Raw genomic sequence first — 13982 nt, forward strand, 5'->3', positions numbered from 1 at the left:
GCTCCTCGACCTCCGCGATCGTGACCCGGCCGCACATCGCGGCCAGCGGGTTGAAGTTCCGCGATGAACCCCGAAACACGAGGTTGCCGTGCCGGTCACCCTTCCAGGCCCGCACCAGCCCGAAGTCGCAGACCAGGGCCGATTCCAGCAGATACTCACGACCGTCGAACTCGCGCACCTCCTTCGGAGGCGAGGCGAGAGCGACGCCGCCGTGGGCGTCGAACTTCCACGGCAGCCCACCCTCGGCCACCTGGGTGCCGACACCGGTCGCGGTGAAGAACGCCGGGATGCCCGAGCCACCCGCGCGCATCCGCTCAGCGAGCGTGCCCTGCGGCGTCAGCTCCACCTCCAGCTCACCGGAGAGGTACTGCCGGGCGAACTCCTTGTTCTCACCCACGTAGCTGGCGACCATCCGCCGAATCCGGCCGGCGCTCAACAGTCGGCCGAGGCCCCAGTCGTCGACGCCGCAGTTGTTCGACACGACCTCGAGATCGGCCGCGCCGAGCTCGAGGAGCGCCTCGATCAGCACCGACGGGATGCCGCCGAGGCCGAAGCCTCCGGCTGCGATCGACGATCCGTGGGCGATGTCGGCGACGGCTTCGTGGGCACTGCCAAGCACCTTGTCCATCAGCTATTTCTCCTTGTCTGCCAGGGGCACCGCGCCCGGGGAAGCACAGGTTGCCGCGCTAGAATCGAATCCCTCGCCACCGGTTCGATCTCATCCCCGAGAGAGCAATGCAGGTCTCCAACTCCACGATCCAGCTGCGCCACCTCGCGTCGTTCGTGGTGACGGCGGAGGAGCTTCACTTCACCCGCGCAGCGGCGAGGCTGCACGTCGCGCAGCAGACCCTGAGCCAGCAGATCCGCCAGCTCGAGGACGCCCTGGGCGTGATCCTGTTCGACCGCAGCACCCGCAAGGTCGAGCTCACTGCTGCCGGCTCGGCGTTCTACAAGCGCTGCACCGAGATCCTCGACACCGTCGAGGCCGCGTACGTCGAAGCACACCGCGCGGCCACCGGAGATGCCGGCAGCATCCGTCTGGCCTTCACCCCGTCGTTCGCCGACCAGGCCGCACAGCTGCGCCAGCAGGTCCTGGCCAACCGCCCCGGAATCCGCTTCTCGCTCGTCGAGTGCTGGGCCGAGCAGGCGCTCTCCGGCACCCTCAACGGCACCTACCAGGCGGCGATGATCCACAGCGAGCACGAGCACGACGGCCTCGACTCCCAGCCGATCGGCGCGACCGAGGTGGGCGTCGTGCTCGGCGCCACCGACCCGCTGGCCGCGGCCGAGGTGGTCGACCACGAGAAGCTCCTCGACCGGACTCTGACTCTGTGGCCCCGAGAGCTGTCTCCGCACATGTTCGCCAGCATGGAGGCGCTCTTCGCCGAGCACTTCGCCCGCGACGACTTCTACGAGTTCGAGACCTTCGCGCGCGGTCTCTTCCTCGACGACGATCGGGCGACCCAGCTGATCCTCTCGAACAAGGGGTTCACGCCCGCGGTGCGCCATCAGCTCCGGCTCACCGACCCGCAGTTCGTCTGGCGTCCGATGTCGCCGCGCGGGGAGATGCCCGCCCAGCTCGTCTATCGGCCCGACGCGGTCCGGGACGCCTCCGGGACCGGCATCCTGCTCGACTCCGCGGCCGAGGTCTGGAACCGCGCCGCCCGGTAGGCGGATACCGCGAGACCCCATCACCGCGCTGGTTCGGCGACCAGGTCAGTGATCGCCAGGGATGCCCGGAGCGCGCGCTTGTTGAGCTTGCCAACACCCGTGCGCGGGATGTCGCTCACGAACACGAACTGGTCCGGCACCCACCACTTCGCGACCCTGTCGAGCAGGTGCTCACGAAGGTCCTCGGGGGTGACAACGGCGCCATCTCGCAGCACGACGCACGCGACCGGACGCTCCTCCCACTTGGCGTCGGGCACCGCGATCACGGCGACGGCCTGGACGGCCGGGTGCGCCGTCAGCTGGTTCTCGAGCTCGACCGACGAGATCCACTCGCCCCCGGACTTGATGACGTCCTTGGCCCGGTCCACGATCCGCAGGAAGCCGTCGGGCGACAGCGTGGCGATGTCACCGGTGCGCAGCCAGCCGTCGTGGAACCGGTCGTCGCCGGACTCGTCGGCGTAGTAGGCCGCCGCGATCCATGGCCCCCGGGCCTCGAGCTCGCCGCTCGACCGGCCGTCGTGCGGGACCGGTTCGTCGTCGTCGCCGACCAGGCGGAGGTCCACCCATGGGACGGCGCGGCCCTGCGTGGTCCGGTACTGCCAGACGTCCTCGCCGGTGACACCGGCAGGGGCCCGCGAGACCGTGCAGACCGGGCTGGTCTCCGTCATCCCCCAGGCTTGGATGATCGACACGCCGTGGCGTTCCTCGTAGGCGCGCATGAGGGTCTCGGACACGGCGGATCCCCCGCAGAAGCACTCGCGCAGGCTGGAGAGGTCGGTACCGGCGCGGTCGACGTAGGCGAGCAGGTCCGAGTACACAGTCGGCACGCCACCCATCACGGTGGCGCGGTACCGCTCGATGATGCCGGCGATCGCCGGCGGGCGCAGGTCGCGACCGGGAAGCACGATGTCAGCGTCGATCAGCACCGAGGCGTACGGCAGGCCCCAGGCGTTGACGTGGAACATCGGAACGACGGCGAGCACGCGATCCCCACGCCGCAGCGCGAACGAGTCGACCCCGAGGAGCGACGACGCGTGCAGCGCGATGGACCGGTGCGAGTAGAGCACTCCCTTGGGGTTGCCGGTCGTCCCCGACGTGAAGCAGAGCGCGGCAGCCTGAGACTCGGCGAGCTCGGGGAACGCGAAGTCGTCGTCCGGCGCCGTCGACAGGAGCTCGTCGTAACCGATGACACCTGGGAGGGCTCCGGTGTCCACGCCGTCGAGTCCCCCGCACACCACGACGTGCCGGAGGTGGGGCAGCTGGTCCGCGATCGGCACCAGCGTCGCGACCAGGTCGGACGCCACGAAGATCACCCGGTCCTCAGCATGGTTGATCACGTAGACCAGCTGGTCCTCGAACAGGCGCACGTTCACGGTGTGCAGGACGGCGCCGTACGTCGGGACACCGATGAACAGCTCCAGGTGCTCGAGGGTGTTCCAGGTGAAGGTCCCGACCCGGTCACCCTCGTCGACGCCGAGCGCGCGCAGCCCGTGAGCGAGCCGGTGGAGACGCCGGTCGACCTCGGCGTAGCTGAAGCGGACCGGATCCCCGGACTCGTCGACGTGCTCGACCGAGACCACCCCGCCCGTGTTGGTCGCCAGGTGCTTGCGGATGTGGTCGACGGTGAGCCGGTAGTCGTCCTGCATCAACCCTCGGAGGGCGCTCACTTCGCTGTCCACCCGCCGTCGACGACGACCGCCGCGCCCGTCATGAAGCTGGAGGCGTCGCTGGCCAGGAACAGGCCGACGCTGACGACCTCTTCGGGCCGGCCGAAGCGGCCGGTGAGGTGGCCGCGTGCCAGCTCGTCCCAGACCGCCTTCCCCATCTCCTCGGGCATCGTCGCCACGAAGTTGCGCGGCATCTGCGTGTCGATCGCCCCTGGGCAGATCGCGTTGACACGGATGCCGGGCGCCAGGTCGATGGCCGCCGTCTTCGTCAGCAGCACGACCGAGGCCTTCGCGGAGCAGTACGCCGCCATCCCGTCCATGCCCGCCAGGCCACCGGCCGAGGCGACGTTGACGACGGAGCCGCCCTCGCCCATCAGTGGGACCAGCTCGCGCATCATCAGGAAGGTGCCCTTGGAGACGACATCGTGGACCCGGTCCCATTCCTCCTCGGTGGTGTCCAGCACGTGCTTGCCGAGGACGACCCCCGCGTTGTTGTAGAGCACGTCGAGGCGGCCGTGGTTGTCACGAACGTGGTCGGCGAGGGCCAGGATGTCGGCCCGTCGGGTGACGTCGACCCGCACGAAGGTGAACGCGTGCCCGTCACCCTGCAGCTCCGCCTCGAGCTTGGCGCCGAGCTCGGGATCGAGGTCGACGCCGATGACGGTGGCGCCGTTCTCGCAGAAGGTACGTGCGGCCAGGGCGCCCATGCCGCCGGTCGTGCCGCTGACGACGGCGATCTTGTCCTTGAGCTTCATCGGATTGCTCTCCTCGTGAGGTCGTTGCGGTGGGTGGCGACCGGGTTGGTGGGCCGCCCGGCGCGCAGGCTCAGACGCCGCGCGCCGGGCGACGGGTCGGGTCGACGGGGTCAGTCGGCTACTGGGCCGTCCAGCCCCCGTCGACAGTCATGGTCAGGCCGGTGACGAACGAGGCGGCGTCCGAGACCAGCCACGCCGCGGCCTCGCCGATCTCCTGCGGTCGGCCCATGCGTCCCATGGGCGCGGCAGCGCCCAGCGCGTCGAAGATCGGCTGTCGCGCGCCCGGCGAGATCTCGTCGGCCATCTCGTCCACCATCGGCGTCGCGATCGCGCCCGGGCAGACGGCGTTGACGCGGATGCCGGCCGCCGAGTTCTCGATCGCGGCCGCCCGGGTGAGCCCGGCGACCGCGTGCTTGGTGGCGACGTACGCCGCACAGCCGGGGTACCCGACGAGGCCGAACGTCGAGGAGGTGTTGAGGATCGCCCCCCTGCCGAGCGGCAACATGTGGGCGAGCTCCGCCTGCATGGCCAGGAAGACGCCACGCAGGTTGACGGCGACGACCTTGTCGAACTCGTCGAGCGGGTAGTCGGCGACACCCTTGGTCGGGCCTGCGATGCCCGCGTTGTTGTAGGCGAAGTCGAGCCGGCCGTACTGGCCGAGCGTGCCCTCGATGAGCCCGTGGATCTCGGACTCCCGGGAGACGTCGGCGGCGATGAAGAACGCCTCGCCACCCTCCCCGCGGATCATCTCGACGGTCTCCTTGCCGCCCTCCACGTTGATGTCGGAGACCACGACAGCGGCACCCTCGCGGGCCATCACGCGTGCCGACTCCCGGCCGATACCGGAGCCGGAGCCGGTCACGAAACCGACCTTGTTCGTCAGGAGGCTCATCGCGCGGTCCACCCTCCGTCGACGGCGATCGCCGTCCCGTTCACGAACGTCGAGTCGTCCCCGGCCAGGAAGAGTGCCACCGCGGCGATCTCCTCGGGCTGGCCGACACGTCCCAGGAGATGCTCGGCCTCGAGGCCCTTCCACACCGCGTCCCGATCCTCCGCCGGAAGTGCCGCGACCACGTTGCGGGGCATTGCGGTGTCGATGCCGCCCGGGCAGATCGCGTTGACCCGGATCGCCGGAGCGAGGTCGCACGCGACCGCCTTGGTGAAGTTCACGATGGCCCCCTTCGCCGCGCAGTACGCGGCCTCGTTCGCGCCGCCGACCAGGCCGAGCGACGACCCCATGTTGATGATCGAGCCGCCCTCCCCCATCAGCGGCGAGAGGGCGCGGATCATCAGGAACGTGCCGCGCACCGACACGTTCATGACCAGGTCCCACTCCTCCTCGGTGGTGTCCTGGACCCCCTTCGCGACCAGGACCCCCGCGTTGTTGTGCAGGACGTCGAGCCGCCCGTGGCGCTCGCGGACCAGGTCGGCCAGGGCCTGAGCGGTCTCGGCCCGGGTGACGTCGCCCGCCACGAACGTGAAGTCGTGTCCGTCCCCCGTGAGCTCGGCAGCCAGCTTCTCGCCGAGCTCCTCGTTGATGTCGCTGCCGATCACGACAGCGCCGTGCTCGAGGTAGGTGCGGGCGGTCACCTGCCCGATCCCCCCGGTGACTCCCGTGAGGACGATGATCTTGCCGGTCAGGTCGGCGGTCATGAGATGGTCTCCTTCGGTTCGTGGGCGACGCTGAACTGCGCCATCGCAGTCAGGCCGTCCATGGGGTCGGGGAAGGTCGGCTCGTCGCCGAGCTGCTGGTAGACGGAGGCGAAGTTGACGATCAGCCGCTCCGACTCGCCCCAGGTCGGCCACATCCCGCGCGACGTCACGTGCTCAGCCGCCTCCCAGGGGGTGAGACCCTTCTGCCGCAGCTCGCCGCCGAGCTCGATCAGCGTCAGGAAGTACTCCTTGAGGCGGCGTACGTCGTCGTTGGTCGCCATCGGGCCGTGCCCGGGCACGATCGTCTCGGCGTCCCAGCCGAGGATGAGGTCGCAGGCATCCACCCAGCGCGACGGCGGGCCGGCCCAGATGACCGGGTGCGATCCGTTGAAGAGGATGTCGCCGGCGAAGACCGTGTTGTCCTCGGGCACGTAGGCGATGACATCGCCCGGCGTGTGCGCAGGGCCCACCTGGATCAGCTCGACGCTCTTGGTGCCGACGGTGACCGTCAGCTTGTCGACGAAGGTCTCAGTCGGCAGCACCAGGTCGATGTCGTCGAACGTGAACGCGCCGAAGTTGCGGTGGAGGAAGGTGCCCAGGTCACCGAGCTCGGCCGCGTTGTCGAGCAGCTGGGTGAAGGTGCCGGGCTGGACGCCGGCCGCCATCGCCTCTGCCGCAGCCGACGACGCGATGATCCGCGCACCCGGCACGAGCTGGTTGCCATGCGTGTGGTCCCCGTCGTTATGGGTGTTGATCAACGTCTCGATCCGGGCCGCGGCCGGGGTGGCCGCGCCGAAAGCCCCGAGCATCTGCCGGGTGAGGTCGAGGTCGAAGAGCGTGTCGACCAGCAGGGAGACCCCTTCGGAGGTCACCAGGCCGGCGTTGCTCCAGCCCCAGGAGCCTCCCTCCTGCAGGTACGCGAAGTTGCCGGAGCCGAGGTCGACGAGCTTGCCGACCGTGTCGTTGCCAGTCATCAGGTCACCTTGTTCCTGAGCGTTCCAACACGCTCGATCTCGAGCTCGATGACGTCCCCGTCCTCGAGGAACCGTCCTTGTTCCAGTCCGCACCCGGTGCCGACCGTGCCGGAGCCGAGGACCTCGCCGGGGTGCAAGGTCTCGGACTGGGAGATGAAGGCGATGACCTCGGACCAGCTGAACTGCATCTCTCCGCTGGATCCGGAGCCCCACTCCTCACCGTTGACCCGTGCGGACATCCGGAGGTCATAGGGGTCTCCGACCTCGTCGCGGGTGACGATCCAGGGTCCGAGCACGTTGCTGGTGTCGAAGTCCTTCCCCTTGCAGGGCCCCATCCCGACCGGCGACATCCGCATCTGCATGTCGCGCGCGGAGACGTCGTTGAAGATCGTGAAGCCGAAGACATGGTCGAGCGCGTCGTCGGTCGAGATGTCCTTCCCGGTACGGCCGATGATGCAGCCCATCTCGAGCTCGAAGTCGAGCATCCCTGTGTACGCCGGCCGTTGGATGTCGGTCTCGTGCCCGATGACGGTCGACGGGTTGCCGCGGTAGTACGTCGGGAAGTCGTACCAGGCCGGCGGGACCGGTCGCTCGTTGCCGGTGAGGCGCGCCTCCTCCGCCAGGCAGTTGAGCACGTGCTTCTCGAAGAGCAGGAAGTCCCGGATCTGGCGCGGTCGCGGCAGCGGGGCGGCGAGCCTCGTCGTGGCCAGCGGCCGCCGGTCGGCGTCGCCGGCACCGCCAGCCACGTCGGCGAGCAGTGCGAGCGCATCCGGCCCGGCGTCGATCAACGCCTGCATGCTCGCCAGTGCGGGGAGCTCCCTCCCCTCGGCACGGTGGTACGCGGACCGGGCGTCGAGGACCTGGTCGTGGTCGGTGTCGACCACGCCGAGGCGCTCCTCCCCGTCGGCGATGAACGTGGCGAGTTTCATTGGTTGTGCTCCCTTGCTAGTGGCGAGTCATGACCGTGGCGGTCAGGCAGCTGCTTCGGAGACCTGCGGCCGGGTGTTCACCCACCGGCGCGCTCGGGCGCCGCGCAGGAGGTGTGGTGCGGCGAGAATCGCGATCGCGGTCAGCAGCGCACCGCTGATCAGGTCGGAGGCGTACGACGGGGCCGCGACCACAGCGAGCGTCTCGCGCAGCAGGGCCAGCGACAGCACCCCGGCTGCGGCGCCGAGCGCCGTGCCCTGTCCACCGGAGAGGGCGACCCCGCCGATGAGCACCGCGGTGATCGCGAAGACCAGGCTCGGGAAGCCGCCGTACGCGGGGCTGGCGCTGGAGAGGCTGTAGCCGAGCAGGGCGCCCGGAACGGCCGCCAGCACCGCCGCGACGACGAACGTCGCGATCAGCATCCGGCGGACCCGCACGCCGGCCACCCTGCTGGCCCGGCGGTCCCCGCCGATCGCACGCAGGTCGCGTCCCCATCGGGTGAAGCGGAGTACGGCACCGACGACGACGAAGAGCGCGATCGCGATCAGGCTGCGTCGCGACAGGACCGTCATCAGGACGGAGTCGAGGTTCAGGCCGACCTCGTAGTTGAGGTAGGGGACGCTCGCGTTGTCCGAGATGATCAGCAACAGGCCCGAGACCGCGATGTACGACCCGAGCGTCACCGAGACCGAGTTGAGTCCGCCGATCGTGACGAGCAGCCCGTTGACCAGCCCGACCGCCGCGGCGACCGCGACCGCGACGAGCACGCCCGTCAGGGGCGAGTCGGCGCCGGTCTTGACGGCCAGCATCGCCCCGAGGCCGTACAGCGCGGCCAGGGAGAGGTCGAACTCGCCGGCGATCATCAGCAGCGCGAGCCCGAGCGCGAGCGGGGCGTAGGTCGCGAAGCTCTGCCCCACGTTGAAGAGGTTGATGCTGGAGACCTCGTAGCCCATCACGGGAGGGACGACCGCGAAGCAGAGCGCGAAGACGACGAGGAGCACATACGGGAAGGCGGCCGTGAGCTGGACGCCGCGCAGACGATCGATCATCGGGCCTGCTCCTTGCTGCTGGTCGCGAAGACGAAGACGATGACGAGGAGGCCCGTGGCCAGCAGCCGTACGCCGGCCGAGTAGTCGCGGAGCAGGAGCAGGTCGCCGAGCGTCGCGATGACCAGCACGCCGAGGAGGGTGCGCGGGATGGAGCCGCGCCCACCGGCGATGGCGTTGCCACCGACGACGGCCGCCGCCACCGCGTCGAACGTGAGGGTTCCGAGGTCGTTGATGGTGGCCGACTGGGTCGAAGCAGCCTGGACGACGCCGGCGAATCCGGTGCAGGCCCCGGCGATCGCGAACGCGATCACGGTGGTCAGCACGACCGGGAGTCCCGCGGCGTACGCGGCCGGCGGGCTCTTGCCGAGGAAGTAGAGGTTGCGGCCCCACACGGTCCGCGTCAGCAGCAGGTGCAGCAACGCGGCGACGACGAGGAGCAGGTAGACGCCGACCGGGATCCCCAGGACGGTATCGGCGAGGAACTTGTAGCTGGTCACCTCCGGGGCGACCCGCACGCTGCTGCCGTCGGTGATCATGATCGCGACGGCAGCCTGCAAGGAGCCGGCTCCGATCGTGACGACGATCGGGTTGGCTCCCCAGGCACCGATGGCGAAGCCCTGGAGGGCGTAGGCGCCCGCTCCGGCCAGCAAGGCGGCGACCAGGGCCACCACGACGCCGTACTGGAGAGCGGCGAGGAAGACCATGGCGGCGCCGGCCGCGGTCACGCTGGCCGACATCGAGAAGAGGTTGCCACCCAGCATCACGAGAGTCGCACCGAGCGCGCCGAAGCCGGTGATCGCGATGGCGGCCAGGATGGCGCGGCCGTTGTCGACGGTCGCGAAGCCGTCGGTGGTGACCATCCCGTAGACGAGGAGCACGGCGAGGACGGTCGTCACCACCAGCATCCGCTTGTTGGCGACCACCCTCTGCACCCGGCTCGGGGGCGCGTCCGCCGGCGGGGCGGCGGGCGGACGTTCGAGCACGCTAGACATGGCTTGCCTCCTGGGCGCCTGCATTCGCCATCTCGGCCAGCACGTGGTCGGCGGTGACGCTGGACTTGTCGTGGATCCCGACCAGGCCGCCGGCCGCCATCGTGACGATGGTGTCGGCGAGGTCGAACAGCTCGTCGATCTCGGTCGAGGCGAAGACGACGACGCAGCCGGCGGCCGCCGCGTCCTTGAGCAACCGGTGGATCTCGGCACGCCCGGCGACGTCGACCCCGCGCGTCGGCTCGTCGAGGAGCAGGACTCGCGGAGTCGTCTCGTCGAGCGAGCGACCGAGGAGCACCTTCTGCTGGTTGCCCCCGGAGAGGTCGCCGACGGCGGCGGCGATCTTCGACGCCGCGACCCCGACCACCCGAGTGCGCTCCTCGGCCAGCCGGCGCTGCCCCCGACGACTGATCACGCCGAGGCGGGAGAACCGGGACATGCTCGTGGCCGTGATGTTGCTGCGCACGGTGTCGGCGAGGAAGAGTCCCTCGCCACGTCGGTCACCGGGAACGAAGCGCACGCCCGCGCTGCGGGCCCGGCTCGGCGAACCGAGCGGGCTGGCGTCGCCGACGGTGGCTGACCCGCGCGCCTCCGGCACGAGACCGCCCAGGGCCCGCACGAGGTCGTCCGCGCCGGACCCGACCTGCCCCGCGAGTCCGATGATCTCGCCGGACCGCACGGTGAGGCTGACCGGCTGGAGCCGACCGGGGATCTCCAGTCCGTCGAGGATCAGCTCCAGCGGGCCGGTCGCCGTACCGTCGCGCGGTACGCCGTGGCCGGAGTCGACGACGCCGGCCTCGCCGAGGATCAGCTGGACCAGGCGTCCGCGATCGAGCTGGTCGACCCGATGGGTGCCGCGCAGCAGCCCGTCGCCGAACACCAGGACCCGGTCGCACAGGTCGAGGACCTCGCCGAGGCGGTGGGAGACGTAGAGGACACTGCGGCCCTGGGCGCTGACCTCGCGCACCGCGGCGAAGACCCGCTCGATCTCCGCGTTCGAGAGCGTCGCGGTCGGCTCGTCGAGGATGAGCAGCTGCGCGTCACGGGCCAGAACCCGGCCGATCTCGACCAGCTGCCGCTCCCCGATCCGCAGGTAGCGCAGCGGCGTGGTCGGGTCGAGGTGGCCGAGGCCGAGCTGGTCCAGGATCTCCTGGCAGCGCGCCCGACGCGCCCTCTTCCCGCCGACGAGCGGCACCTCGCGGTGCCCGAGGTACATGTTCTCCTCGATCGACAGCTGCGGCACCAGCGCGAGCTCCTGGTCGACGATCGAGATCCCGGCCTTCTGGCCGTCCAAGGTGCTGCCGAAGCCGACGACCTCGCCGCGGACGCGGAGCTCACCGGTGTCGGGGCGCTCCAGCCCGGTGAGCAGCTTGACGAAGGTGCTCTTGCCGGCGCCGTTCTGGCCGCAGATGCCGACCACCTCGCCGGGTGCGATGCTCACCGACACCCCGCGCAGCGCCCGGACGGCGCCATAGGTCTTGGCCAGGTCGGTCGCCTGGACCAGAGGGACTCGCGTGGAGTCCCCCTGGCCGGCGGCACCGGTCCGGACCGGGCTGAGGTGAGACATGTCAGTACTCACACCGCGAGGCTTCGTCGATGTTCTCGGCCGTCACCGTGTACTGCTCGGTGTACTGGTCCTTCTCCTGGTCCTCGCCCTTGAGCAGCTTGAGGACCGCATCGGCGGCGGCATTGGCCTCGTCGACCGGGCCCTCGGTACCCGTGCCGTAGAGCTCGTCGGCCTTGATGGCGACGGGACCGGCCGGCGAGCAGTTCGCCGAGGTGATGATGATGCCCTTGTTCTTCACGCCCAGCTCGAGCCCGGCCTGCTTGACCGCCTGGATCGCGCCGGGGGCCATGTAGTCGGCCTGCGCGTAGATGCCGACGATGCCGCCCTTCGAGGCGTACTGGGCGAGCAGCTGCTGGGTCAGCGTCTGGGTCTTCGCCGCGTCCCAGCTGCCGTCCTCGACCGCGACCAGGTCGTACTCCGGGCTCTCGGCAAGGGTGTCCTCGAACGCCGCCAGCGTGTCGACGACGACACCGTTCGAGGCCGGGCCGGTGATCGCGATGACGTTGCCCGAGTCGTGTCCGGCCTTCTTCATACCCTCGACCAGCAGGCTGGCGGCGTTGGTGCCCATCTCGGTGAAGCCGGCGATGACGTTGACGTCGATGGCGGGCTGGGCCGCGTCGACCTGCTTCGAGACGACGTTGACGACCTTGATGCCGGCCTGGTCCGCGCGGAGGATCGCGGGCACGGCGCCGTTCGGGTCGGCGGGGCCGATCATCAGGACGTCAGGCTTCTGGGCGATGAGCTGGTCGATGTGCTGGTTGTCCTCGACCTGGTCGAAGTTCGAGGTGAGCACGGTGACCTCCACCCCCTCGGCGCCGAGCCGCTCCTTGATGGTGTCGATGTACTTCGCGCACCAGGCGTTCGACTCGGTGCAGAACTGGAAGCCGACCTTCTTGCCCTCCAGCGAGCCACTTCCACTGGCGGTCGACCCGCTGGAGTCGCTGCTGTTGCCGCAGGCGGCGGTGAACAGGAGCGCGGAGGCGGCGAGCGCCATCGCGAACTTGCTGCGTACATTCATGGACTTACTCCCATTTGTTTCGGATAGGCCGAGACCGCCGCAGGACGAGGGCGTGCTGCGGTAGAGCCGCACCCGGCGGGTGCGGCGTGGAGCGTCGGCGCTGGTGCGCGGGAGTCCGACGGGGTCCCCGCCGGCTACCCGATCAGCGCTGTACGTCGAAGTCGGAGACGACCCGCTTGCTCATGGATTCGCGGAAGGTCCGTGCCGACCACGGGTAGAGGGACGGCGTTCCGGACACGTCCTGGTACCAGCTGACGCAGTCCGCGCCCCAGGTCGTCTCCTTGATCTTCACCCGCTGTTGCGCGGTGAAGCGATCGACGGCGGCGGTACTGGGCGCCGCGTTCTCGTACTCGCCTCGCGCCCAGGCCTCGATCCATCGGACCGCGTACCGGCTCTGGTGCTCCCCGGAGAGGACGAAGCTGAAGTGTCCGAACGGGCTGTGCGGACCGCCCAGCATGAAGAAGTTCGGGAAGCCGTCGAGGGCGACCGACTCGTAGGTGCGGTAGCCGTCCTTCCAGAGCTCCTCGACCGTGGCGCCGTCGCGCCCGACCAGGCCGAGGCGGCGGATGAACGCATTGGCGTCGTACCCGGTCGCGACGATCAGGAGGTCGAGCTCGTGCAGGGTGCCGTCGGCGGTGACGACGCCTTCCGGTACCACCTCGACGATGCCGTCACGGACCAAGTGGGCGTTGGGCCGCTGGATCATCTGGTAGTACTCCGACGACACGATGAGTCGGCGGCAGCCCGGCGGGTAGTCGGGGGTGAGCTTCGCCCGTAGGTCCGGGTCCGGAACGGCTGCCTCGAGGAAGTCCCGCGGCATCTGCACGAACGCGTCCTGGCCGGGGCCGGGCTCGGTGAACCCTTCACCGAAGGCGTCCTGGGCCTCCTCGTAGAACTTGAAGGTCCGCTTGGACAGGCCGGGCACGAACCGCTGGGCGAGCTTCCACGACCTCCGGTAGGGCTTCTTGTCCATCGGGACCATCCACTGCGGCGTCCGCATGAAGTGGACGAGCTCCTCGACCTCCGGCGTGATGGCGGCGACCACCTGGGTGCCGGTCGAGCCGTTGCCGATCACACCCACGCGCTTGCCGACCCAGGTGGCGGTGGAGTCCCACTCGGCCGTGTGCACGACCTTGCCGGCGAACGTGTCCAGCCCCTTGATGTCGGGGTGGTTCGGGTAGTGGAGGAAGCCGACCGCGCTGATGACGAAGTCGAAGCGGCCGAGGCTTCGGTCGTTCGACCAGACCTCCCACTCCGTCTCGTCCCACCGCGCGGCGGTCACCGGGGTGTGGTACTCGACGAAGTCGCTCAGCCGCTCCTTGGCGGCGACCTTCTCGATGTAGCCCTGGATCTCGCTGCCGGGCGAGAACGTCATCGACCAGTCAGGGTTCGGCGCGAAGCTCCACGCGTAGTAGCGCGAGGGGATGTCGCAGGACAGCCCCGGGTAGCGGTTGTCGCGCCAGGTGCCGCCGACGTTGTCGGCCTTCTCGAAGATCGTGAAGTCGGTCAGGCCTGCGCGCTTGAGGCGGATGCCCAGGCCGAGTCCGGAGAAGCCCGCACCGATGATGGCGATGCGGGGCTGACGGGTGATCCCGGTGCCTCGCGCGGTGGCGCGGCGGGAGCCGGCGCTCTCTCGGACCTGTGAAATCGACATCGACATCTCCTCGGTGACTGGCGCCCGATCTGTTCATCGTGACGGTGCTCACATGACG

At 69.7% G+C, this 13982-nt stretch carries 13 protein-coding genes; 1 reads left to right on the forward strand and 12 read right to left on the reverse strand.

The features are described 5' to 3' along the window. The coding region (locus tag MJ604_RS22840; protein ID WP_243061026.1) for a CoA transferase subunit A at nucleotides 1-628 on the reverse strand (628 nt) is incomplete at its 3' end. Nucleotides 629-735: 107 nt separating this feature from the next. On the opposite strand from MJ604_RS22840, the gene MJ604_RS24085 reads away from it, so the two are divergent. Further along, the gene (locus tag MJ604_RS24085; RefSeq protein WP_279236548.1) at nucleotides 736-1671 is read left to right on the forward strand and encodes a LysR family transcriptional regulator; all 936 of its coding nucleotides are present in this window, start codon (nucleotides 736-738) and stop codon (nucleotides 1669-1671) included. A 20-nt stretch (nucleotides 1672-1691) separates the two neighbouring features. Here the strand turns inward: MJ604_RS24085 and MJ604_RS22855 are convergent, their stop codons facing one another. From MJ604_RS22855 to MJ604_RS22905, 11 genes are all read right to left on the reverse strand, one after another. Further along, nucleotides 1692-3317 carry a long-chain fatty acid--CoA ligase gene (locus MJ604_RS22855; RefSeq protein ID WP_243061027.1) on the reverse strand — a complete coding sequence of 542 codons (1626 nt, stop codon included), beginning with the start codon at nucleotides 3315-3317 and terminating at the stop codon, nucleotides 1692-1694. 17 nt (nucleotides 3318-3334) lie between these two features. Further along, entirely contained in the window at nucleotides 3335-4093 is a 759-nt protein-coding gene (locus MJ604_RS22860) for an SDR family NAD(P)-dependent oxidoreductase (protein ID WP_243061028.1), read from the reverse strand. 118 nt (nucleotides 4094-4211) lie between these two features. Then, nucleotides 4212-4985, reverse strand: coding sequence for a glucose 1-dehydrogenase (locus tag MJ604_RS22865; RefSeq protein WP_243061029.1), 774 nt, complete (start codon nucleotides 4983-4985; stop codon nucleotides 4212-4214). Further along, nucleotides 4982-5746, reverse strand: coding sequence for an SDR family NAD(P)-dependent oxidoreductase (locus MJ604_RS22870; protein WP_243061030.1), 765 nt, complete (start codon nucleotides 5744-5746; stop codon nucleotides 4982-4984). Before MJ604_RS22870 ends, MJ604_RS22865 begins: the two co-directional genes overlap by 4 nt. Then, complete coding sequence (locus MJ604_RS22875; RefSeq protein WP_243061031.1) at nucleotides 5743-6720, reverse strand: MBL fold metallo-hydrolase; 978 nt, start codon at nucleotides 6718-6720, stop codon at nucleotides 5743-5745. Before MJ604_RS22875 ends, MJ604_RS22870 begins: the two co-directional genes overlap by 4 nt. Continuing rightward, nucleotides 6720-7649 (reverse strand): fumarylacetoacetate hydrolase family protein, encoded by a 930-nt coding sequence (locus MJ604_RS22880; RefSeq protein WP_243061032.1) that lies wholly within the window; start codon nucleotides 7647-7649, stop codon nucleotides 6720-6722. Before MJ604_RS22880 ends, MJ604_RS22875 begins: the two co-directional genes overlap by 1 nt. A gap of 42 nt (nucleotides 7650-7691) precedes the next feature. After that, nucleotides 7692-8696 (reverse strand): ABC transporter permease, encoded by a 1005-nt coding sequence (locus MJ604_RS22885; protein WP_243061033.1) that lies wholly within the window; start codon nucleotides 8694-8696, stop codon nucleotides 7692-7694. Continuing rightward, on the reverse strand, nucleotides 8693-9688 hold the full coding sequence (locus tag MJ604_RS22890) for an ABC transporter permease (protein ID WP_243061034.1): 996 nt from the start codon (nucleotides 9686-9688) through the stop codon (nucleotides 8693-8695). Before MJ604_RS22890 ends, MJ604_RS22885 begins: the two co-directional genes overlap by 4 nt. After that, a complete protein-coding gene (locus MJ604_RS22895; protein ID WP_243061035.1) occupies nucleotides 9681-11252 on the reverse strand; it encodes a sugar ABC transporter ATP-binding protein in 1572 nt (523 codons plus the stop codon). Before MJ604_RS22895 ends, MJ604_RS22890 begins: the two co-directional genes overlap by 8 nt. A 1-nt stretch (nucleotide 11253) precedes the next feature. After that, nucleotides 11254-12270 carry a sugar ABC transporter substrate-binding protein gene (locus tag MJ604_RS22900; RefSeq protein ID WP_243061037.1) on the reverse strand — a complete coding sequence of 339 codons (1017 nt, stop codon included), beginning with the start codon at nucleotides 12268-12270 and terminating at the stop codon, nucleotides 11254-11256. A 142-nt stretch (nucleotides 12271-12412) separates the two neighbouring features. Beyond that, nucleotides 12413-13924: an NAD(P)/FAD-dependent oxidoreductase gene (locus MJ604_RS22905; RefSeq protein WP_243061039.1), complete on the reverse strand. Its 1512-nt coding sequence runs from the start codon at nucleotides 13922-13924 to the stop codon at nucleotides 12413-12415. Nucleotides 13925-13982: the final 58 nt, after the last annotated feature.

This window comes from Nocardioides sp. SR21 (assembly GCF_022761125.1).
Classification (GTDB): domain Bacteria; phylum Actinomycetota; class Actinomycetes; order Propionibacteriales; family Nocardioidaceae; genus Nocardioides.